The organism is Kribbella sp. NPDC031520, from assembly GCF_055580825.1.
Genome location: NZ_JBVIKS010000003.1, coordinates 275,590 through 296,023, shown reverse-complemented (window position 1 = coordinate 296,023; position 20,434 = coordinate 275,590). Strand labels below are relative to the sequence as shown.

General features: G+C 69.0%; 21 protein-coding genes. 13 read left to right on the top strand and 8 right to left on the bottom strand.

What is annotated here, in order from left to right; all coding sequences use genetic code 11:
• Positions 1–19 precede the first annotated feature (19 nt).
• Complete coding sequence (locus ACZ5BU_RS16805; protein WP_465699789.1) at positions 20–319, bottom strand: endo alpha-1,4 polygalactosaminidase; 300 nt, start codon at positions 317–319, stop codon at positions 20–22.
• A gap of 274 nt (positions 320–593) precedes the next feature.
• Here ACZ5BU_RS16805 and ACZ5BU_RS16800 point away from each other — a divergent pair, with 274 nt between their 5' ends.
• Genes ACZ5BU_RS16800 through ACZ5BU_RS16775 form a run of 6 tightly spaced genes read left to right on the top strand, consistent with a single transcriptional unit; the run spans position 594 to position 7,515 of the window.
• A complete protein-coding gene (locus ACZ5BU_RS16800; RefSeq protein ID WP_465699787.1) occupies positions 594–1,613 on the top strand; it encodes a LacI family DNA-binding transcriptional regulator in 1,020 nt (339 codons plus the stop codon).
• An 8-nt stretch (positions 1,614–1,621) separates the two neighbouring features.
• A complete protein-coding gene (locus tag ACZ5BU_RS16795) occupies positions 1,622–2,887 on the top strand; it encodes an extracellular solute-binding protein (protein WP_465699785.1) in 1,266 nt (421 codons plus the stop codon).
• On the top strand, positions 2,884–3,774 hold the full coding sequence (locus ACZ5BU_RS16790) for a carbohydrate ABC transporter permease (protein ID WP_465699783.1): 891 nt from the start codon (positions 2,884–2,886) through the stop codon (positions 3,772–3,774). Before ACZ5BU_RS16795 ends, ACZ5BU_RS16790 begins: the two co-directional genes overlap by 4 nt.
• Positions 3,771–4,589 carry a carbohydrate ABC transporter permease gene (locus tag ACZ5BU_RS16785; protein ID WP_465699781.1) on the top strand — a complete coding sequence of 273 codons (819 nt, stop codon included), beginning with the start codon at positions 3,771–3,773 and terminating at the stop codon, positions 4,587–4,589. Before ACZ5BU_RS16790 ends, ACZ5BU_RS16785 begins: the two co-directional genes overlap by 4 nt.
• A gap of 17 nt (positions 4,590–4,606) precedes the next feature.
• A complete protein-coding gene (locus ACZ5BU_RS16780) occupies positions 4,607–5,665 on the top strand; it encodes a glycoside hydrolase family 130 protein (RefSeq protein WP_465699780.1) in 1,059 nt (352 codons plus the stop codon).
• Positions 5,662–7,515, top strand: coding sequence for a hypothetical protein (locus ACZ5BU_RS16775; protein WP_465699778.1), 1,854 nt, complete (start codon positions 5,662–5,664; stop codon positions 7,513–7,515). The genes ACZ5BU_RS16780 and ACZ5BU_RS16775 overlap by 4 nt, the downstream gene beginning before the upstream one ends.
• 11 nt (positions 7,516–7,526) lie before the next feature.
• On the opposite strand, the gene ACZ5BU_RS16770 is transcribed toward ACZ5BU_RS16775, so the two are convergent.
• Complete coding sequence (locus ACZ5BU_RS16770) at positions 7,527–8,234, bottom strand: helix-turn-helix domain-containing protein (RefSeq protein WP_465699777.1); 708 nt, start codon at positions 8,232–8,234, stop codon at positions 7,527–7,529.
• Positions 8,235–8,285: 51 nt separating this feature from the next.
• Here ACZ5BU_RS16770 and ACZ5BU_RS16765 point away from each other — a divergent pair, with 51 nt between their 5' ends.
• Positions 8,286–8,690 carry a cupin domain-containing protein gene (locus tag ACZ5BU_RS16765; RefSeq protein WP_465699775.1) on the top strand — a complete coding sequence of 135 codons (405 nt, stop codon included), beginning with the start codon at positions 8,286–8,288 and terminating at the stop codon, positions 8,688–8,690.
• Here ACZ5BU_RS16765 and ACZ5BU_RS16760 read toward each other — a convergent pair.
• The 3 genes from ACZ5BU_RS16760 to ACZ5BU_RS16750 form a co-directional block, all read right to left on the bottom strand.
• A complete protein-coding gene (locus ACZ5BU_RS16760; RefSeq protein WP_465699773.1) occupies positions 8,687–9,625 on the bottom strand; it encodes a VanW family protein in 939 nt (312 codons plus the stop codon). The two genes, ACZ5BU_RS16765 and ACZ5BU_RS16760, sit on opposite strands and share 4 nt — an antisense overlap.
• Before the next feature lie 129 nt (positions 9,626–9,754).
• The gene (locus tag ACZ5BU_RS16755) at positions 9,755–11,281 is read right to left on the bottom strand and encodes an Rv3235 family protein (RefSeq protein WP_465699771.1); all 1,527 of its coding nucleotides are present in this window, start codon (positions 11,279–11,281) and stop codon (positions 9,755–9,757) included.
• Position 11,282: 1 nt separating this feature from the next.
• Positions 11,283–12,707, bottom strand: a complete 1,425-nt coding sequence (locus tag ACZ5BU_RS16750; RefSeq protein ID WP_465699769.1) for a LysM peptidoglycan-binding domain-containing protein — start codon at positions 12,705–12,707, stop codon at positions 11,283–11,285.
• A 151-nt stretch (positions 12,708–12,858) separates the two neighbouring features.
• On the opposite strand from ACZ5BU_RS16750, the gene ACZ5BU_RS16745 reads away from it, so the two are divergent.
• Positions 12,859–13,407 carry a hypothetical protein gene (locus ACZ5BU_RS16745; protein WP_465699767.1) on the top strand — a complete coding sequence of 183 codons (549 nt, stop codon included), beginning with the start codon at positions 12,859–12,861 and terminating at the stop codon, positions 13,405–13,407.
• Positions 13,408–13,467: 60 nt separating this feature from the next.
• On the opposite strand, the gene ACZ5BU_RS16740 is transcribed toward ACZ5BU_RS16745, so the two are convergent.
• On the bottom strand, positions 13,468–13,716 hold the full coding sequence (locus tag ACZ5BU_RS16740; RefSeq protein ID WP_465699765.1) for a helix-turn-helix domain-containing protein: 249 nt from the start codon (positions 13,714–13,716) through the stop codon (positions 13,468–13,470).
• Between the two features lie 169 nt (positions 13,717–13,885).
• Between ACZ5BU_RS16740 and ACZ5BU_RS16735 the strand changes: the two genes are divergently transcribed.
• The 5 genes from ACZ5BU_RS16735 (at position 13,886) to ACZ5BU_RS16715 (ending at position 18,622) form a co-directional block, all read left to right on the top strand.
• The gene (locus ACZ5BU_RS16735) at positions 13,886–14,545 is read left to right on the top strand and encodes an SAF domain-containing protein (RefSeq protein WP_465699763.1); all 660 of its coding nucleotides are present in this window, start codon (positions 13,886–13,888) and stop codon (positions 14,543–14,545) included.
• Complete coding sequence (locus ACZ5BU_RS16730; protein ID WP_465699761.1) at positions 14,545–15,822, top strand: AAA family ATPase; 1,278 nt, start codon at positions 14,545–14,547, stop codon at positions 15,820–15,822. Before ACZ5BU_RS16735 ends, ACZ5BU_RS16730 begins: the two co-directional genes overlap by 1 nt.
• A 69-nt stretch (positions 15,823–15,891) precedes the next feature.
• A complete protein-coding gene (locus ACZ5BU_RS16725) occupies positions 15,892–16,686 on the top strand; it encodes a DUF4097 family beta strand repeat-containing protein (protein ID WP_465699759.1) in 795 nt (264 codons plus the stop codon).
• Between the two features lie 65 nt (positions 16,687–16,751).
• Entirely contained in the window at positions 16,752–17,396 is a 645-nt protein-coding gene (locus tag ACZ5BU_RS16720) for an HAD family hydrolase (RefSeq protein ID WP_465699757.1), read from the top strand.
• The gene (locus tag ACZ5BU_RS16715; protein WP_465699756.1) at positions 17,393–18,622 is read left to right on the top strand and encodes a glycosyltransferase 87 family protein; all 1,230 of its coding nucleotides are present in this window, start codon (positions 17,393–17,395) and stop codon (positions 18,620–18,622) included. Before ACZ5BU_RS16720 ends, ACZ5BU_RS16715 begins: the two co-directional genes overlap by 4 nt.
• Here the strand turns inward: ACZ5BU_RS16715 and ACZ5BU_RS16710 are convergent.
• Together ACZ5BU_RS16710 and ACZ5BU_RS16705 are read right to left on the bottom strand one after the other, a co-directional pair.
• Positions 18,599–19,918 carry a hypothetical protein gene (locus ACZ5BU_RS16710; protein WP_465699754.1) on the bottom strand — a complete coding sequence of 440 codons (1,320 nt, stop codon included), beginning with the start codon at positions 19,916–19,918 and terminating at the stop codon, positions 18,599–18,601. The genes ACZ5BU_RS16715 and ACZ5BU_RS16710 overlap by 24 nt on opposite strands.
• The gene (locus tag ACZ5BU_RS16705; RefSeq protein WP_465699753.1) at positions 19,915–20,379 is read right to left on the bottom strand and encodes a cupredoxin domain-containing protein; all 465 of its coding nucleotides are present in this window, start codon (positions 20,377–20,379) and stop codon (positions 19,915–19,917) included. The genes ACZ5BU_RS16710 and ACZ5BU_RS16705 overlap by 4 nt, the downstream gene beginning before the upstream one ends.
• Positions 20,380–20,434: the final 55 nt, after the last annotated feature.

The window sequence follows — 20,434 nt, the reverse complement described above, 5'->3', positions numbered from 1 at the left end:
GGGGAGCAGGAAAGGAGTTTCAGCAGGTCTTGCGGACGTACCCGGAGTCGCCCGGGACGGAGACGTCCACGTCGCGCTGCACGATCGACAACGTGCCGCCGTACTGCGAACACGCCTTCCGGCGGCCGCTGTCGGTGTACTCGATCACGATCACGTTGTTGCCGAAGGCATCGACATAGCCGGCACATTCGTCGTACTGCCCGCATTCCTCGGCAACCGCGAAGTCCAGCCCGACGGCCTCCCGGTCGCGGGTGACCCCCTCGGCCGCCGGCAGGCGGGGGGCGGCTGCTATCAGCAGGGGGCGGGTGAGTCTGGACACGATTTGCTCCATCGGTCCCGGGGACGCGACCCCGCCTCGGGTCTCACCAACCCTGGCGCCGGAAAACCGGACTTCAGGCCGTCGGCCTGGTACCGGCTGGGTGCGTCACTGCGGCCCAGTTAAGCGATTCGCACGCGCAGCCGTCAAGCGATCGGCTGCAAACGAGTGCGCGGAACCGCCCGCAGATTGCGGTACTGCGCAGAGCCTGAGTTCTTGACACCTGCGGTTTAAACCGGTTTGAATGCTGTTTAAACCGGTTTAAAGGAGCACGAACGTGACGAAACGACCGACGATCGCGGATGTGGCCCGGCGGGCCGGTGTGTCCAAGGGATCGGTCTCGTTCGCGCTCAACGGCCGCCCCGGACTGGCGAGTGCGACCGTCGACAAGATCCTCGCGGCCGCCGACGAGCTCGGCTGGCGGCCGAGCAACCGGGCGCGGTCGCTGTCGGTCTCGAAGGCGTTCGCGCTCGGCCTGGTGATCACCCGTGACCCGGCGGTGCTGTCGTCGGACCCGTTCTTCCCGGCGTTCATCGCCGGGGTCGAGAGTGTGCTGTCGACGCAGGGCCAGGCGCTGGTCCTGCAGGTGGTCGCCGACGGTTCGGAGGCCGACGGATATCGGCGGCTCGCGCAGGACGCGCGCGTCGACGGGGTGTTCCTGTCCGACCTGCGGCACGACGACCCGCGGATCGACCTGCTGGTCGAGCTCGGACTGCCGGCGGTGACGCTGAACAGGCCGGACGGCGAGTCGCCGTTCCCGGCCGTCACGCTCGACGACCGCCCGGGCACCGTCGCGGTCGTCGAGCACCTGCTCGGACTCGGGCACACCCGGATCGCGCACGTCGCCGGGCCGCCCGCGTTCGTCCACGCGACCGCTCGCTCCACGGCGTTCGTCGAGACCCTGGCCGCGGCCGGGCTCGCGCCGGTGGCGGTCGAGGCCGGTGACTTCACCGCGGCCGGCGGGATCGAGGCGACCCGGCGGCTGCTCGCGCTCCCGGAGCCGCCGACCGCGGTCGTCTACGCGAACGACCGGATGGCGATCGCCGGCCTGGGCGCCGCGCAGGCTGCCGGTCTGACCGTACCGGACGACCTCAGCGTGGCCGGCTTCGACGACAGCGAGCTCGCCGAGTACGTGCACCCGGGGCTGACCACCGTCCGCGCCGACCCGTTCCAGTTCGGGGTCGCGGCCGCGCGGACTCTCAACCGGGTCGTCGACGGCGACACCGATGTACCCGACGTCGAACTGCCGCCCGCGGAGCTCGTCGTACGACGCTCCACCTCTGCACCCCCTGTTTAGGAGGACCCATGAAGTTGCAAGCTGGACTGCTGGCCGTCGTTCTGGCCGGCTCGCTCGTCGCGTGTGGGAGTGGCGGTGGCGCTGGTGACGCCGACGCCGCGGCCAAGGCGCGTGGGCCGATCACGATCTGGTACTCGAACAACGCCGAGGAAGTGGCCTGGGGCAAGCAGATGGTCGCGGCCTGGAACGCCGGGCACGCGGACCAGAAGATCACGGCCCAGGAGATCCCGACCGGCAAGTCGTCGGAGGAGGTGATCGGTGCCGCGATCACGGCCGGCAACGCGCCGTGCCTGATCTTCAACACCTCGCCGGCATCGGTCTCGCAGTTCCAGAAGCAGGGCGGCCTGGTCCCGCTGGACGCGTCGTACATCGAGGAGCGGTCCGGGGACGTCGCGCAGCAGTACAAGTCGCCGGACGGGAAGTACTACCAGCTCCCGTGGAAGTCGAACCCGGTGATGATCTTCTACAACAAGAAGCTCTTCGCGAAGGCAGGCATCCCGGATCCGAAGCTGCAGACGTACGACGAGTTCCTGGCCGCGTCGCGGAAGATCGTCGCGTCGAAGGCCGCGAAGTTCGCGATCTACCCGGCGCCGAGCAACGAGTTCTTCCAGTCCTGGTTCGATTTCTACCCGTTGTACGCGGCCGAGACCGGCGGCAAGCAACTGGTTGCCGATGGCAAGGCTACGTTCGCCTCGGACGAGGGTAAGAAGGTCGCTCAGTTCTGGCGGACGATGTATGCCGACAAGCTCGCCTCGCAGGAGAAGTACACCGGTGACGCGTTCGTCGACGGCACCGCGGCGATGGCCGTCGTCGGTCCGTGGGCGATCGCGACGTACAAGGGCAAGGTCGACTGGGGCGTCGTACCGGTGCCGACGTCGACCGGCAAACCCGCGTCGGAGATTCACACGTTCTCCGACGCGAAGAACGTCGCGATGTACTCCGCCTGCAAGAACCGCGGAACTGCCGCCGACGTGCTGAAGTTCGCCACCAGCAAGGAGCAGGACGGCAAGTTCCTGGCCGCGACCGGGCAGATGCCGCTGCGCAAGGACGTCGCGTCGACCTACGCCGACTACTTCGCCAAGAACCCCGACTACAAGCTGTTCGCGGACCAGGCCTCCCGGACCGTCGAGGTCCCGAACGTCCCGAACTCGATCACGATCTGGCAGACCTTCCGCGACGCCTACTCCAAGTCCGTGATCTTCGGCCAGCAGGACGTCGGCTCGTCCCTGGACGGCGCCGCGCAGAAGGTCGATCAACTCGTCAAGCAGTCATGACGCGGAGGCTTCGCATCCTCGGTGAACATCCGGTCGGGGCCGCGTTCGTCACGCCGTACGTCGTGTTCCTGGCCGCGGTGTTCGCGTATCCGCTCGGGTTCGCCGTGTACATGTCGTTCCACGACTACTTCTTCGCGGCGCCCGGTGCGGTGGTGGAGCGACCGTTCGTGGGGTTCGCCAACTATGCGACGGTGCTGTCCGATCCCGCGGTACGGCGGGCGTTCGGGAACGTGCTGATCTTCCTGGTGATCAACGTACCGCTGACCGTCGTACTGTCGCTGGGGCTGGCCAACGCCCTGAACGCCGCGATCCGCTGGCGCACCTTCTTCCGCGTCTCGTACTACGTTCCGTACGTGACCGCGTCCGTCGCGGTGGTCGGGGTCTGGCTCTTCCTGTTCAACTCCAACGGTTTGGTCAACTCGGTTCTGGGGCCGCTCGCGCCCGACCCGTCCTGGTTGGTCAACTCGGGTCTGGCGATGCCGACAGTCGCCGTCTACGTCACGTGGAAGCAGCTCGGCTTCTTCATCTTGCTCTACCTGGCTGCGCTGCAGAACGTCTCGAAGGACCTGTACGAGGCGGCGTCGATGGACGGCGCCGGACGCTGGAAGTCGTTTCTCAACGTGACGGTTCCCGGTGTGCGGCCGGCGACGACGTTGGTGGTGCTGGTGGCGACCGTTACCGGGGCGAACTTGTTCACGGAGCCGTACCTGCTGACCGGAGGGGGTGGGCCGGACGGAGCATCCGCCTCCCCAGTTCTGATCATGTATCAGCGCGGCATCGAGCAAGGGCATCCCGATGTGGGTGCGGCGATCGGGGTCCTGCTGGTGATCGGCGTGCTCCTGCTGGCGCTGCTCGAACGGCGGTTCGTCGGGAGGGAGGAGTCGTGAAGCTGAAGTTCGCCGCGCTGCTGGTCGGTGCTTTCGTGTTCCTGTTTCCCTTCTACTACATGCTGATCGGCTCGCTGCAGGCGGAACCGGACCCGTCGGTTTCCGGGGCGTTTCCGAAACCCGGGAACCTGACGTTCCACAACTACGCCGAGATCAACAAGGCGATCCACCTCGGTCGCTCCTTGATCAACTCCGGCATCTTCACCGGCGGCGTGATCCTCGGGACGCTCGTGTTCGGCGTCCTCGCGGGCTACGCGCTGGCGCGGTTGCAGTTCCGCGGGCGCGGCGCGGTGTTCAACCTGATGCTGTTGATCCAGGTCGTACCGTTCCAGCTGCTGACGATTCCGCTGTACGTGCTGATCGTGCGCAGCTACGGGTTGGCCGACTCGTACCTCGGGATGATCCTGCCGTTCCTGATCAACTCCACCGCGGTCTTCGTCTTCCGCCAGTACTTCCTGCAGTTGCCGGCCGAGTTGTTCGACGCGGCCCGGATCGACGGGGCGTCGGAGCTGAGCATCCTCTGGCGGGTCGCCGTACCGCTCGTCCGGCCGGCGCTGCTGACCGCGGTACTGCTGACCTTCATCGGGCCGTGGAACGAGTTCCTCTGGCCGTTCCTGATCACCAAGCAGCAGGACCTGCAGCCACTCGCGGTCTCGCTGTCCAACTACCTGACCACCGTCTCGGCGCGGGCGGCCAACCCGTTCGGTGCCGTACTCGCCGGGGCCTGCGTACTGGCCGCACCGGCCGTGACCTTGTTCATCGTCTTCCAGCGCCGGTTCATCTCGACGAACCTGTCGTCCGGCGTCAAAGGCTGATCCCAGAAGGGTTTCTCGTGACTGTTCCCTACACCCTGACCCGCATCGGCGTACTGATGACGGCCGAGCCGGGCAACGAGCTCGAGGCGGAGGGCGTACTGAACCCGGCCACTGGGCACACCCCCGACGGGCAGCTGTACCTGCTGCCGCGGCTTGTTGCTTCTGGCAACGTATCCCGGGTCGGGCTGGCCGCCGTCGTACTCGACGACGGGGTGCCGGCCGGGGTCCGAAGGGAAGGGGTCGTGCTCGCACCGGACGAGGGCTGGGAGCGCGGCAAGAACAACGCGGGCGTCGAGGATCCCCGGGTGACGTACGTGCCGTCGCTGGGGCTGCACGTGATGACGTACGTCGCGTACGGCCCGCTCGGTCCGAAGCCCGCGCTCGCGGTCTCGTCGGACCTGCGCGAGTGGCGGCGGCTCGGCCCGCTGCACTTCGAGTACCAGCCCGACCTGGACACGGACCTGAACCTGTTCCCGAACAAGGACACCGTCTTCTTCCCGGAGCCGGTGCCCGGTCCGGACGGCGTTCCGTCGTACGCGATGCTGCACCGGCCGATGTGGGACCTCGGCTGGTTCCGGGAGGGCGAGGGCGTGCACCTGCCGGCCGGGATCACCGACGACCGGCCCGGCATCTGGGTGTCGTTCGTTCCGGTCGCGGCCGTCGAGGAGGATCTGCGGAACCTCGTCCACCTGCGGAACCACCGGCTGGTCGCGATGCCGGAGTACCCGTTCGAGGAGCTGAAGATCGGTGCCGGTCCCGCGCCGCTGCGGGTGCCCGAGGGCTGGCTGGTCATCCACCACGGCGTCACCGGCGAACAGCCGGAAGGCTTCGACCCCACCACCCAGAAGGTGTGTTACGCCGCCGGCGCGCTGATCCTCGACCCGGAAGACGTCACCCGGGTGATCGCCCGGACCGCGGAACCGCTGATGGTCCCGGAAACCGAAGCGGAAAAGGTCGGAATCGTCGGAAACGTCGTCTTCCCGACCGCGATCGAGGAGATCGACGGCCACCACTACGTCTTCTACGGCATGGCCGACGCCGCGATCGGCGTCGCCAGATTGGACCGGACGCCATGAAACCGACCCGCCGCACCGTCCTCGGCGGAGCTGCCGCTGTAGCTGCTGTATCCACCGTCTCGCTACCTGCGAGCGCCGCCCGCACACTGTCCAACCTCGCTCACCTCGACTTCCTGCGCGCTTCGGTCGTACCGCCCGCGGCGCCCGGGCACACGACGTACGGCTCCGGCCCGATCGGTGTGCTCTGGACGTACGCCGAACACCAGGCCGACGGATCGTACAAGCGGGTCGGCGGCGGAACGTACGATGCTGCGACGAACACCTACGGGCAGGGCGCGTACAACGCGGACGACATCGCGCGGGCAGCCGTCGTGTATCTGCGGCACTGGAAGCAGTTTCGCGGTACGGCGTCACTCGATGCGGCTCGGGGACTCCTGCGGGCGTTGACGTTTCTGCAGTCGCCCAACGGCAACGTCGTTCTGTGGATGCAGCCCGACGGAACGCTCAACCCGAGCGCGGAACCGGTCGAGCTGCCGGATCCGTCCGACTCGGGACCGTCGTACTGGCTGGCGCGGACGGTCTGGGCGTTGGGGGAGGGGTACGCCGTTTTCCGAGATTCCGACAGCGTTTTCGCGAGTTTCCTCCGCGAGCGGCTCGAGCTCGCGATTGCGGCGCTCGAACGCCAGGTGCTGGTCCGGTACGGCGACTACAACCTCGTCGACGGGCGTCGCCTCCCCGCTTGGCTGATCGTCAACGGCGCGGACGCCACCTCCGAGGCGGTCTTGGGGCTGGCGGCCTACGTACGGGCCGGCGAGTCGGCGGCCGCGCGTCGTGCTCTTGCTCGCTTCGCGGAGGGCATCGCGAAGCTGAGCGCGGGCTCGACCCGGGTGTGGCCGTTCCGTGCCTTGATGCCATGGGCCGAGTCGATCTCCGATTGGCACGCTTGGGGCGCGCAGATGCCGTCCGCACTTGCCGCCGCCGCATCCGCCCTCGGCCGGCCGGACCTCCTCGGGCCGGCGATCGGCGACACCGTCGGCTTCACCCCGCTCCTGCTCGCCTCGGGCGGCCCCGACAACGGCTGGCTCCCCGTCCCGATCGACCGCTCGCAGATCGCGTACGGCGTCGACGCCCGCCTGCAGGCTCTGGTCGCCGTCGGCCAGCACCACCTGGCTGCCTTCGCCGCGGCCTGGTACTTCGGCTCGAACCGCGCCGGCCAACCGATGTACGACCCCACCACCGGCCGCACGTACGACGGCATCTCCGGCGACGGCACGATCAACCGCAACTCCGGCGCCGAGTCCACCATCCACGGCCAGCTCTCGATGCTCGCCCTCGACGCCAACCCCGGCATCCCCCGCCTGTCCGGCACACCGACGTACAACGGCCTCCGAACCATCGAGGCAGAGACCGCCACCGGCGGTGAGGTCGTCACCCCGGCGTCCGCCTGGACCGGCGAATCCCAATGGAGCAACGGCTCGTACCTCTTCCTCAACGGCACCGCCACCTGGACCGTGCCGGCGGCGCCTCTGCCCCGTCTCGTCCTCCCGGTCGTCAATGTGCTTGAGACCGTCAGCCGAACCACCTGGAGCCTCGGCCCGCTCGACTTCCAAGGCGGTCCGCAAGGTATCTCCGCTGCACCCGGCGCCCTCCTACCCCTCACGCTCCCCAATGCGCTCCCTGCCCACGCGACCACCATCACCGCGACCGGCACGGCTCAAATAGACGCCCTGCTCCTCCTCCCACTTCTCAGCACCCTCCAGATCGGCGGCGCCACCCTGCTGGTCAACGTCGGCACCCGCCCGCGGGCCGTCGCCGGAAGTCGTGCCTGGAACTACAACGCCTCCGGCCAACTAGTTGCCCAAGGCAAGCCGCTCGTCCAGCCGGGCGGCTTCACCGTCCTGCTCGAGTAAGAAGCAGTGATTCAGCCGATCAGGATCTTGGGTGGGAGTCCGGTGAGGGCCTTTACGTCGCGGGTGAGGTGGGCCTGGTCGGCGTAGCCGGTGATCATGGCGACGTCGGCGAGGGGGAGGCCGGTGCGGGCGTGGTCGAGGGCGACATTCATCCACAGGACCCGGTCGAGCATCTTCGGGCCGTAGCCGAACGCATCCAGGCAGCGGCGGTGCAGCTGCCGCTCGCTGAGGCCGATTGTGCCGGCCAGGCGGGAGACGCCGGCGGTGCCGCGGAGCAAGCCGCTGCGGACGCTGTTGACGATGTGCGTTGTCAGCCGGTCCGTCGGCTCTTCGAGGAGCCTTGCCACTTCCAGGTCCAGCGCGTCGGCCCGGTCGGGAGCAGATCTGATCCGGTCGAGGAGGCGGCGGCTGCGGTTCGGCGACCAGAGTTCGGCGAGCGGGACGCGTTCGTTCAGCAGGTCATGAGCCGGTACGCCGAGGAACGCCGGCGCCGCACCCGGCGCGAACCGGATCCCGGCGTACCGCGTCCCCCGCGGCGCGCTGCCCGTCCACGCGCGACTGTCCGGACCGGCGACGTACAGGTCGTCGTCCATCAACAGCACGTCCATGCACCCGTCGGGCAGGATCCGGAACTCACCACCTTCAGCGGTACGCGTCCACAGCTCAGCCCCGGCGATGCGCGCAGCACGCTCCCGGTACGGCTCAACCGCTACAGTCACAACCCCAGTCTGCAACGCCGTACCGACAGTTTTGCTGCGGAGGAGATGACGATGGCACGACGGGACGATCTGACCGGTGTACCGCTGCTCGGGCGGACGATCGTGCCGGAGGGATCCGGCCTCGTGCTCGCGGAGTGGGAGGCCGCGGGGCGTACGTCCGACGAGGTCGCGTGGCAGGCGCCGCTGCACGTCCACCACACCGACGACGAGGCGTGGTACGTGCTGTCCGGGACGCTCCGGTTGAACATCGACCGCGAGAACTACGACGTACCCGCCGGCTCCGGCATCGTCGGACCGCGCGGCGTGCCGCACACCTTCGGCAACCCGTCCGACGAGCCGGCCCGGTACGTACTCGTCATGTCCGCGACCACGCAGGCGCTGCTGGCCGAGTTGCACGGCGGGTTCTCGGGCGATGTGGCGGCGCTCTTCGAGAAGTACGGCTGCTCGTTGCTTTAGGCCGGGACGACGACGTCGACGACCGGGACGTCGACCGGGAGGTACTTGACCAGGGCAACGTTTTCGCGGATCAGCTCGTCGCGGACGGGCGTACCCGTGCGGCGGTCGATCACGGTGCGCCAGATCTCGTTCCGGCGGAAGTAGTCGGCGCCGACGCGCAGGAAACGCTCACCCTTCGAGAACACCCGGTACGACGACTCGGCCGGCACGTCCGCCAGGATCTCGCCCTCCAGGTAGCGCTCGCCGACGCTCACGTGCAGCTGGAACGTCTGGTCGGTGTCGTTGCGGAACTGCAGGTCCACGTAGTTGTAGACGATGCTGCAGCCGACACCCCACGGCAGCACCCGCCCGTTGTCCGGGAACGGGTCGAAGCTGTGCGTCGACCGCTGCGTCACGGTCAACGGCGAATGCAGCACCATCCAGTGCAGCAGGTTCGCGAGCTGGCAGATGCCGCCGCCGATCCCTGGCTTGGCCTGCCCGTTCGACAGCCGCATGCCCTTCGCGTACCCCTTGCGACGGGTCGCGTTGCCGACCACCTTGTTGAACGAGAACGTCTCACCCGGGCGGATCAACAGCCCGTCCACCTGCGCACACGCGAGTTTCAGGTTCGTCACCTTGTTGTGCTGCATCCACATCTCGGTCTCCCCGAGCTGCCGCAACAGCAACGACTTGTGCCGCTTGATCCGCACGGGCAGATCGCCGGTCTCGTGCGTCACGGCGTACGGCGTACTCGACCGCATCCACTCGATGCGCTTGACGGCCCGGTGGTACCGCACCGCGAGCGGGTACAGGAGCCGGATCCGCTCACTCCACCGCTTCCGCCGTACCGCAGGCATCACCCGCGCCCGCTCAGCCGCACTCAACTCGTGCACCGCGACCCGCCAAGCTTCCGGCGCACCCTCGTCCAGCGGTGTGACAGCTGTGCTCACAGACATACCCGTTTCCCCGAGTCCGATCCCGCCACCGTACGCCGCCGCGCCCCCGAACCGATGACAACAGCAGCACAATCCCCTTGCGTCATCTGAGACGCCAAACTCCGCGAAAGAGTTGCGCGGTCTTGGTGATCAGTCGAGTTCGAGGGCGGTGCAGACCCAGCGGTTGCGGCGGATCTCCAGGCGGAGGGCGACGGCGCGGGAACGGTCGCCGTGGCGGACGTGGGCGGCGACCTCGGCGATCGACGCGTCCGGCATGAACACCCGTACCGAGCGAAGCGTGCACTTCTCCTTCGCACCGCGACTACCGGCCGTCGAGTTCAACCCGAGCAGCCGCACCCGCCGGTTCAGCTCCAGGAACACCGCGTCGTCCGTGAACCGCACCAACTGCGAGATCGGTCGATCCCCCGCCAGCACCTCACTGACCGCCTGAGCCAACCGCCCACCCCACATCCGGGCATCCGGCAACCCCGGCAGATCCTCCCGAACCACCCGCCGCCCAACCCCACCCACAGACCGAGCCCCAGCAACCCCCGCAACAGATCCGCCCACACGCGCGACAGATCCGCCCACGGTCGCGACGTCCGCGCCGCCCGTGGTCGCGCCGCCCGCGGTCGACTTGCGCGGTGCCTGAGCCTCGTCAGACCGCCCAGGCACCGCGCCCACCAGCGCCTCTCGGACCTCGTCAAGAACCACGCTCAACTTCGACCCACCGGCCCGCCCTGCATCCGCATGCGGCTTGCGGGTGTTTGCGGTACCGGCCGGCTTACCTGCCTGTGCCGTCGCGTGCCGGGGGTCGTCGGCCCGATCTGCTTCGGAGGACTCCGGGGACGCCGTCTGTGCGGTAGGGCCTTCGATCTCGGGCTTGTCTGCGGTGGCGGTGGTCTCGGTGTCGGCGGGTTCCGGGGCGCTCGCGGCGTCGGGGGTGGGGAGGGTGACGCGGGGGGTGGAGGCGACGCCTAGGCGGATGATGGCTTGGTGGCGGAGGGCCAGGGCGCCTTCGGTGAGTTCGTTGGCGTAGCGGGCGGTGGCTGGTACGGCGTACTCGTCGGTGTCCCGTACCGCTGCAAGGCGTGGTCGCGTGACTGCGTCGTACATCCCACCCGGCTTGGCCGCCCCAACACCCCGCGTGAATGCCTCGGCTCCCGTCGGTACGGATGCCAGCCGACCGGGCCGCGCCGCGTCCGGTGTACCTGCCCGCGCGGGCACCGGCGGGGTGCTGTGGGCCTCGTCGTCGGAGCTGGTCTGTGTGAGTGCCAGCGTGCTACGGCTTGCGGCGCCAGCCGCTGCCTGCTCGGAGGCTTGGTTGGGCTGGGTGTCGTTTCGGGGATCGGTGAGTGCGTCGGCCTGGGCACGGGCCTGGTCGTCGCGCTGGGGCTTGTCCTCTGAGTCGGCTTGGGGGTTGGCGACGAGGGCGAGGTCTGGGGTCTTCCTGGGCTCGGGGGTTGGGGTGGGGGCGGTGTGGTCGTCGGGGGTGGGGAGCGGGGTGACGGCCATGGGTGCCTCCGGGGTTTGGGCTGGTTGGTGGGTGGTGCGGGATTGGTGGACGGGTGCGCTGGGGGTGGTCGCGCCGACGGTGGTGGGAGTTGCGTTGGGTACGGCGGTCAGGGGAGCAGTGGGTGGGGCGAGGTCCGGGGTGTGGGGTTGGGGGTGGGTCATTTCACTGCTCCTGGTGGTTTGGCGGGAGGTGGTCGCCGTTGGGGGTGGGCGGGGTACGCAGTACCTGCCCGGGGAGGATCAGGTCGGGGTTGGACCCGATCACGTGACGGTTGGCGGAGTACCAGTCGTGCCAGCGGGCGGTGATTGCTTCGGGGGTTGCCGCGGGGCCTAGTTCGCGGGCGGCGATGGTCCAGAGGGAGTCGCCTTCGCGTACGACGATGCTCACGGGGACGTTCGGGCGGAGCTCGGTGTAGCGGGTGGGCGCTCCGTCGGTCGGGCGGTCCGGTACGCCGACCTGCATTCGCCCGGTGGGCTTGTGCTCCGTGGCGGTCGGCTTGCTGGACGGCGTACGCGCGGAATCCGCTGGGCGGCCCGAGCTCGCCTGCTCGTCGGAGGTGCTGTCGGGGGCGGCGGGCTTCCCGGAGCCCGTGCGCTTGTCGTGGGCGGGCTTGCCGGAACCTGTGCGCTCAGCGCTGGCGGGCTTGCCGGAGTTGGTGCGCTCGCCGTGGGCCGGCCTGCCGGAGCCCGTGCGCTCACCGCTCGTCGGCTTGCCTGAAGTGGTGGGGTGGTCCGGGGTGGACTGGGCGATGGGGAGGGTGGAGGCGGGTTCGGTGGTGCGGTAGTTGTCGGTGGTGCGGTGCTGGGGGGTGTTGCCGGCGCTGGTACGACGTGCGTCGCTGGAGGTTCCGCCGATCTGGAGCGTTGAGGGCGGCTCCGTGGCGCGGTAGTCGCGCGCGTCCTGGTGGGGAGTGCCGGCGATCCCGAGGGTGGAGGCGGCCTCGGTGGTGCGGTAGTCGGTGGCGTTCTGGTGGGGCGTGCCGGCGATCCCGGAGGCGGCGTCGGCGTGGTGGTCGCTGCCGATGTCGAGGGTCGAGGCTGCTTCGGTGGCGCGGTAGTCGCCCGTGTCCTGGTGGAGGGTGCCGGCGATTCCGAGGGTGGAGGGGGTCTCAGTGGCGCGGTAGTCGCTTGCCTTCTGGCCGGCGATGTTCAGGCGGGAGGGTGCTTCGGTGGAGCGGTAGGTGGTGCCGGGGAGTTGGGTTGTCGACTGGGGGGCGGCTTGGCGGACGTGGGCGGTGTCGGGTGTGGCGTGGGCTGCGGTGATGGTGAGCGGGGTGACTGCGGCTACGCCAAGGCCGGAGCGGAGTAGAGCGCGGGCGGTCTTGGTGGTGATGCGGCCCGCAACGGCGCCTGCGAGTTCGCCGACTACGCCTGGGACCTGCTCCAAGACCGTCAGCACCACGGCCAGCGCCAGCCAGCTGTAGGCGATCCACGCGATCGTCCCGACCGCTAGCACGGTCAGGGAGTCCAGGTCGTACGTGCGGAGGCCGCTGATCGAGCCCGCGGTCATCCAGTGCAGGAGCCAGCCGAGTCCTGCCAGCGCGAGGACCGCGAGGGTGCCTTTGAGTGCCCGGATCATCGCGTTCATCCCGCTTCGCTCCCGACCTATGAGTTTGCGTTAGTTTGCTTTGGCTTGATCACTATAGACCGCTAATAGGCCGCCTTTGCAAGTCCTTAACGCACGCTGCGTGGGTTTCCGCTGCGCAGGGTGAGCACCCGCGACCGGTAGGTTCACAGTCATGCGGTGGGATGCGTTGTTCGCGGACCTGGAGTCGCAGTTCGAGGCGCTCCAGGAGAGTGATCTGTACGGCGAGGTGGCGGACCGGGTCCGCGCCGAGGTCGGGAAGATCACCGTGCTGGACCGGCTGCGCGGCGCGGTGGACACCGTCGTACGCGTCGAGGTGATGGACGCGGACCCGGTCCGCGGCCTGCTCAGCCGGGTCGGGAAGGACTGCCTGCTGATCGAGACCGAGCACTACGAGGAGTGGCTGATCCCGGTCGGGGCGCTGGTCGCCGTACACCGTCTGGGACCGTGGGCGGAGCCGGCCGTCGGCGCCGTCGAGGGCAAACTCGGCCTGGCCCATCTGCTCCGCGGGATCGCCCGCGACCGCTCACCGGTGACGCTCTTCTGCAGCGGCGGCGGTCCGGTCACCGGCACCATCGACCGCGTCGGCGCCGACTTCGTCGAGATCGCCGAGCACCCCCTGGACGCGCCGCGCCGCCGCAGCGAGGTCTACAACGTCCGCCTGGTCCCCACCCAAGCCCTCCGCGCCCTCCGCCGCCGCTGACCAGCCTGCGCCCCATCTAGTACATCGCCCCGGCGCCAGCCCGCCGGAGCGATGCCGGTACTACAGCTGCGCGTCCTCCGAGGCTTCGACCTCTTCGCCGAACGGGTGGTTGTCGATGAATTGCTTGGTCTCGGTGTAGAGCCGCTCGATGTACTTCTCCAGCTCCGACGACTCCACCCGCCACTGCCCGCGGCCGCCGATCTTGACCGCCGGGATGTCGCCGCGGCGGACCAGTGCGTACACCTGGTTCGCGGAGATGTTCAGCACCTCGGCGACGTCGGCGAGCTGGAGGAAACGGGGACCCGGCATCGTCGGACTCCTTCGGATAGTGGCTGGTTTCTTCAGTTTGCCACGGTTGGCGGCTGGACGGCCGAGTTTGTCCCCAGGCCATGACTGCCTGTGGATGACCGTTCACGCCCAGCTCGGCGACCAGGCAGAATGTCCGCCGACAGACGATCCATCGACTGGGGAGATGTACGTGGTCGAGACACAGGTGCGGAGCGGGTTCGGAGCGCCGACCGCTCCGGCGCAGCGCAACCGGAAGGCGCGCTGGCGGGACGGCCGCCTGGTGCTCGGCGTGCTGCTGGTCGCCGTCACCGCGCTGGCCGGTGCGAAGCTGCTTTCGTCCGCGGACGACACGACCACGATCTGGGCGGCCAAGCACGAGCTGCAGGTGGGCAGCCCGCTGACCGACGACGATCTGACCACGGTCCGGGTCCGGTTCACCAGCGGCAACGACTCGGCGAAGTACCTGTCCGCCGACGCCGACCTGAAGGGCCTGATCGTCGGCCGGACGGTCGGGCAGGGTGAATTCGTCCCGAAGGACGCCGCCGTCACCAAGTCCGACAAGGACCGCACCGAGCTGCCGCTGTCGATCGCCACCGGTCATCTGCCCTCCGACATCGCGGTCGGCGACGTCGTCGACGTCTGGGTCGTGCCCAAGGAGGACGGCCAGGCCGCGGCGCGGTGGTGGACCGGCGTCCGCGTCCTGCAGGTCGACTCGGTGAAGGGTGTCGCGGGCGGCTCCGCACGCAGACAGGTGACGGTCGACCTCTCGCAGAGCGACCTGAACCGGATGGGCGCAGCCCTCGCCGCGATCAACGCCGGCGAGCCGACCCTGGTCCGGAAGGCCGGCTGATGTCGATCCCAGTTCTGCTCGCCGTGACCGGGGCCCCGTGGGAGGCCGACGTTGTACGGCGGGCCGAGCAGGCGAGCGGTCTCCGGGTCGTCCGGCGCTGTGTGGACATCGCCGACGTGATGGCCGCGGCGGCCAGCGGGCAGGCCCGGGCCGTCCTGATCGCCGACGCGCTGGCTCGCCTGTCGTCGGACGCCGTCGCAGCGCTGCACGCCCGCGGCCTTGTCGTACTCGCCCTGGTCGACCCGCTGGAGACCGGTGCGCCGTTCGGGGCCGAGGACCGGCTGGCGCGGATGGGGATCGAGCGGATCCTGCCCGCCGACGTCAGCCCCGCGGACCTCGGTCGCGCGGTCGCCGACGCGGTCGAGTCGGGGCCGCCGGTGGCCAGCTCGCACTTCGCGGGCGGGTTCGTGCCGCTGACTCCGGAGGACCTCGCCAACCCGAAGCCGCCCGCGTTCCCGCAGGGCACCGGCCGGCTGGTCGCGGTCTGGGGCCCGACGGGCGCGCCCGGCCGGTCGACGGTCGCCGTCAACCTCGCGACCGAGCTCTCGCTGCGCCGCGTGCCGACCCTGCTCGCGGACGCGGACGTGTACGGCGGGACCGTGGCGCAGATGCTCGGCATGCTCGACGAGACCTCCGGGCTGGCGGCCGCCGCACGCTCGGCGTCGAACGGTTCGCTCGACACCGTGATGCTCGCCCGGCACTCCCGCGAGGTGAACCCGCACCTCCTGGTGCTGTCCGGCCTGAGCCGCGCCGACCGGTGGACCGAGCTCCGGCCCGCGGCGATCGAGTCGATCTGGGCGACCGCCCGTACGCTGGCGCCGCTGACGATCGTCGACGCCGGCTTCTGCATCGAGACCGACGAGGAGATCTCGTTCGACTCGCTGGCGCCGCGGCGCAATGGCGCGACGGTGGCCACCCTCGAGGAGGCCGACGAGGTGATCGTGGTCGGTACGGCGGACCCGGTCGGCCTGACCCGCCTGATCCGGGCGGTGCACGAGGTGCGCGCCGTCGTACCGTCGGTCGGCGTCCGCGTGGTGGTGAACCGGCTCCGCTCGGGGGCACTCGGCGGCTCGCCGGCGGACGCGGCGATGGAGGCGCTGCGGCAGTACGCCGGCATCGACCGCGCCGTACTCCTGCCGTACGACCTGAATGCGACCGACACCGCGATGGCGCACGGGCGCAGCCTGGCCGAGGCCGCGAAGTCGAGCAAGCTCCGCAAGGCCCTTCAGCAACTCGCCGCCGAAGTCGCCGAGGCTTTCCACACGGTCCCGGCCTAGGCCAACCTCAGGGTCGATCCGGGGGATATCCCGACCGACAAAGCGGCGATCGTCTGCCAAGGTTGAGGTATGTCCGACGTCCAGAGCCGCCCGCGAGGTTCGATGACTCCCGAGCGCCGGTACGGGATCGCCATCTCCGTCGCGCTGATCCTCGGCGGCGTGTACTGGGCCCTGACCGGCCTTACCTCGGGAACCAAGTCCGACCAGAGCAGCTACCCGGTGGACGGCACCAACCTGGTGGTGAAGGGCGGGTCCGCGACGGTCGAGGTCCTGCCCGGCGACGGTACCGAGGTGAAAGTCGAGCGGCGGTTCGAGCGGAACGTGTTCGGCTCGGATCCGGAGGAGAAGTACCTCCCGACCGAACACCGGCTCGAACTGGACAGCGGCGGCTGCGGGCTCCTGTCCTTCAGCTGCAAGACGAACTACGTGCTGACCGTCCCGCGGGACATGAATCTGACGGTCGAGAGCAGCAGCGGAAACATCACGGTGTCCGGGCTCGACGCGGGTCTGAACGTGAAGACCAGTTCGGGCGACGTCCAGGTGCACGAAGTCGGCGGCCCGCTGGACCTGCGGTCGAGTTCGGGTGACCTGGATGCGGACGGGCTGAAGTCGACGTCGGTGTCGACGCACAGCAGTTCCGGCAGCGTCAAGCTGGAGTTCACCGTCGCACCCGAGTCGATCGACGCGAAGTCGAGCTCGGGTGACGTGTCGATCGGGATCCCGGACGGAGCCGAGTCGTACAAGGTCGAGGCCGACACGTCCTCCGGCGACTACTCCGCGAAGGTGAAGACCGATCCGAACGCGCACCGGACGATCACCGCAAAGACGTCCTCGGGCGATGTGGACGTCGACTACAACCACTGAGCACAGCGCGTGAGATCCAGGGTGGGGAGGGTGAGCAAGACCGCGTCCTGAGTAGGCTTGCGGCCATGGTCGAAGTGCGTGGTCTCTTGGTGGACTGGGGCGGCGTACTCACCTCGGGCCTCGAGCCGGCGCTGCGGCGCTGGGCGGAGCTGGACGACTTCGACTTCGATTCGTACCTCGAAGCGGTGCTGAAATGGCTGCCGTCGGAGAACGTCACCGCCGAGCTGAACCCGGTGCACGCGCTCGAGCGCGGCCAGCTCGCGGTCCCCGACTTCGAGCGCAAACTCGCCTCGGTGCTGGTCCGCCGCGACGGTACGCCGGTGCCCGCCGAGGGACTGATCGAGCGGATGTTCGCGCACTTCGAGCACCAGCCCGCGATGGCAGCCCTGGTCCGCCGGGTCAAGCATCACGGGATCCGGACCGCGCTGCTGTCGAACTCCTGGGGCAACACCTACCCGCGCGACACCTGGGACGGGATGTTCGACGACATCGTGATCTCCGGTGAGGTCGGGCTGCGCAAGCCCGACCCGGAGATCTTCGAACTGGCCGCCGGCCGGCTCGGCCTGGAACCGGCCGAGTGCGTGTTCGTCGACGACCTGCAACTCAACGTCGACGGCGCCCGAGCGGTCGGGATGACCGCGATTCTTCACACCGAGTACGACGAGACCCGGCGAGCGCTGGAAGAACTGTTCGGAGCCGACCTGACGTGACCGTGACCACCCCCGCCTCTTCCCCAGCCCGCCCGGCCGGCCGCCGCCGCGCACTGATCGCGATCGTCGGTTGTGCCGTCCTCGTCGCGCTCGGCGCGTGGATCGGCAGCCTCTTCGGCGGCATGATCGACCTGCGCGTGTACCGGATGGGCGGCTCGGTACTGCTGCACGGCGGCTCGCTCTACGACGCGAAGCTGCCCGGCGGTTCCGGGCTGCCGTTCACGTACCCGCCGTTCGCCGCGATCGCGATGGTGCCGCTGGCCGCCGTACCGTGGGCGGTCGCGCTGGTCGCGTGGACGACCCTCTCGGTGCTGTGCATCACCGCGTTGTGGCGGACGAGTCTGACCAAGACGTTCTGGTCGTTCGTGACCCAGCGGAAGCGGACCGCGGTGCTGGTCGCGCTGACGATCCTGTCGCTGCTGCTGGAGCCGGTCTGGCAGACCATCCAGTTCGGCCAGATCAACTTGTTGCTGACCGCAATGATCCTGCTGGACCTGGTCCGGCCGAACGACACCCGGCTGCGCGGGTTCTGGGTCGGCGTCACGATCGGCGTGAAGCTCACGCCGCTGCCGTTCCTCGCGCTGCTCGTGGTGACGAAGCAGTGGCGGGCGTTGCGCAACGCCGTACTGGGGCTGCTGGCAACGATGGCGATCGGGTTCGCGATCGTCCCGCACCAGTCCTGGCGGTACTGGACCGACGTGATCCTGGACGCCAACCGGGTCGGCGGGATCGCGTATACCGGGAACCAGTCGTTCAACGGGTTCCTGCACCGGATCGGCGACCAGGCGAGCTGGGTGCAGCCGGCCTGGTTCGTACTGTCGGCCGTGTTCGGGCTGGCCGTACTGTGGCTGGCCCGCAAGTACTGGCTCGCCGACGAGCGGGTGACCGCTGTCTCCGTGATGGCGCTCGCCGTGCTGTACGCGTCGCCGATCTCGTGGAGCCACCACTGGGTGTGGATCATCCCGCTCGGCGTCAGCCTGATCCGCGGCGTGAACCGCGTCTGGGGCCTGAACCCGGCGGTCGTCACCGGGGTCCTCTTCTACGGCCTGTTCGTACTGCGCTCGATCTGGTGGGTCCCGTACCGCGACGACCGCGAACTCAGCTGGACTTTCTGGCAGTCGATCCCCGGCAACTCCCACCTCATCGTCGGCATGATCGCATTCATCCTGCTGATCATCACCAGCCGCGGCCTGTCGAAAAGCTCAGGACGAGAAGAGCAGCAGTAGCCCTGCGCAGGTGTAGCCGACCATGACGATCAGGAGTGGTAGCTGGCCGGCCAGGGCCCTGGCGCGGGGGAAGAGCGCCACGGCCCGGTCGTGGGCGGAGATGACGCCCAGGAGGTGGCCGCAGACGACGGCGAGGACCTGGATGACGGCGATCATCGTGCTGTGGTTGGTGATGCCGGTGTTCACGGCGAGCAGGCCGGTGCCGAAGATGTTGGCGCCGTTGCTCAGCGGGTCGCTCAGGTAGATCAGTGTCCGCTGGCCCTCGAGGATGAACAGCGTCAGGTAGTGCGCGACCACGTACCCGAAGGCGATCGGTACGACGGAGTGCGCGAACAGGCCCGGTAGTGATGTCCGTGAACTGTCGGACAGGCGGCCCGCGAGGACCGTGGCGCCCGAGTACGTGACCAGTACGAACAGGATGAACACGATCAGCGCGCCGGTCCCGAGCCAGGACATCGAGACGTTCTGGTTCTGCGCCCAGCCGATCCACGCCGACGAGTTCGAGAACCCGTCGTACGCTGTCGAACCGAGTAGGGCGGCGACCATCCCGACCTGGCCGGGTTGCGCGCGCAGTCCGTCGAGGTTCTCCAGCGGGCGTCGTACGACGAGAGCACCGTCGGTACGCCGGCCCCACGGCGACAGGCGCGCCATCAACGACGCGTACACCTCGAACGGGTCGCCCTGCGCGAACCACCGGTCGCCGAACAGGATCGCGCCGAACAGCTGGATCACGACGTACAACGCGATCCAGGCCTGCAGCACCGGGATGGTCGCGCGGTCCGGGGCGACGAGTTCGAGCCAGGTGAACGCGAAGATGCCGAGCGCGGCCGGCCAGAGACCCACCCAGCGCGGCAGCTCCAGCAGGCCCCTCGACGGCGGCTGGCGGAGCAGCTTCGAGAGCAGCAGGTGCAGCGTGCGGAGCGGGTTGAGGGTCCGCCAGACGGGGCCGAACACCAGCGAGATCGGGACCAGCCCGACCCAGACCAGGATGTAGATGAACCCGAAGATCGGATTGGTCAGCCGGTCGACGCCGAACATCAGCGACACCATCGCGTACAGGAAGATCGCCAGCCCGAGCAGCCGGACGATCCACCGGAACCAGCCTGCGTCCACCGTCCGGGTGATTGCGGCAGGCAACGGTTTCCCGGAGGCGTTGCCGCGGTACTTCGGATTCCGCCAGGCCAGGCCGAGTACGACGAACGACACCGCGACCGCGACCGCGGCGCCGCCGACCGCCAGCCCGAACGGGATCGGCAGGTCCTGCCTGCCACCGATCCCGTGCAGCGGCAGCATCATGAGACGACGAGCTTGGCGACCAGCTTGCCGCTCTTGTGGGTCTCGACCTCGAAGGTGCCCTTCATGTTCGCCGTGAACGTCACCGACGCGGGCTTGCCCGGGCTGAGCTCGAGCTCCTTGTCGTACCCGTGGATGTGCAGTTCCTCGTCGGCGTCGCTGGTCGCAGTGACCAGGACGGTCTGGCCGGCCTGCACCTTGATGGTCGCGCCGCTCGGGCTGACCTTGCCATTGGCAACGGTGACGTTGATGGTCACGTCGGCGGTGTTCGACGGCGACGCGGTGGTCGGCGCGCCCGGGGTCGGGGTGTTCGTCGGCAGGGTCGACGTCGGGGTACTGGCCGGGGCGCTCGGCGAGGGGGTGTTGCTGCCGCTGCTGTCGTCTCCACCGCAGCCGGCCAGGACCAGCATGCCGAGGGTGGGCAGGAGAGCGGTGGCGGCACCGCGGGTAAGCGTCGAACGCATCGGTCCAGAGGCCTTTCAAGGAGTCGTATGACATCACCGGGTGCGACACACACCC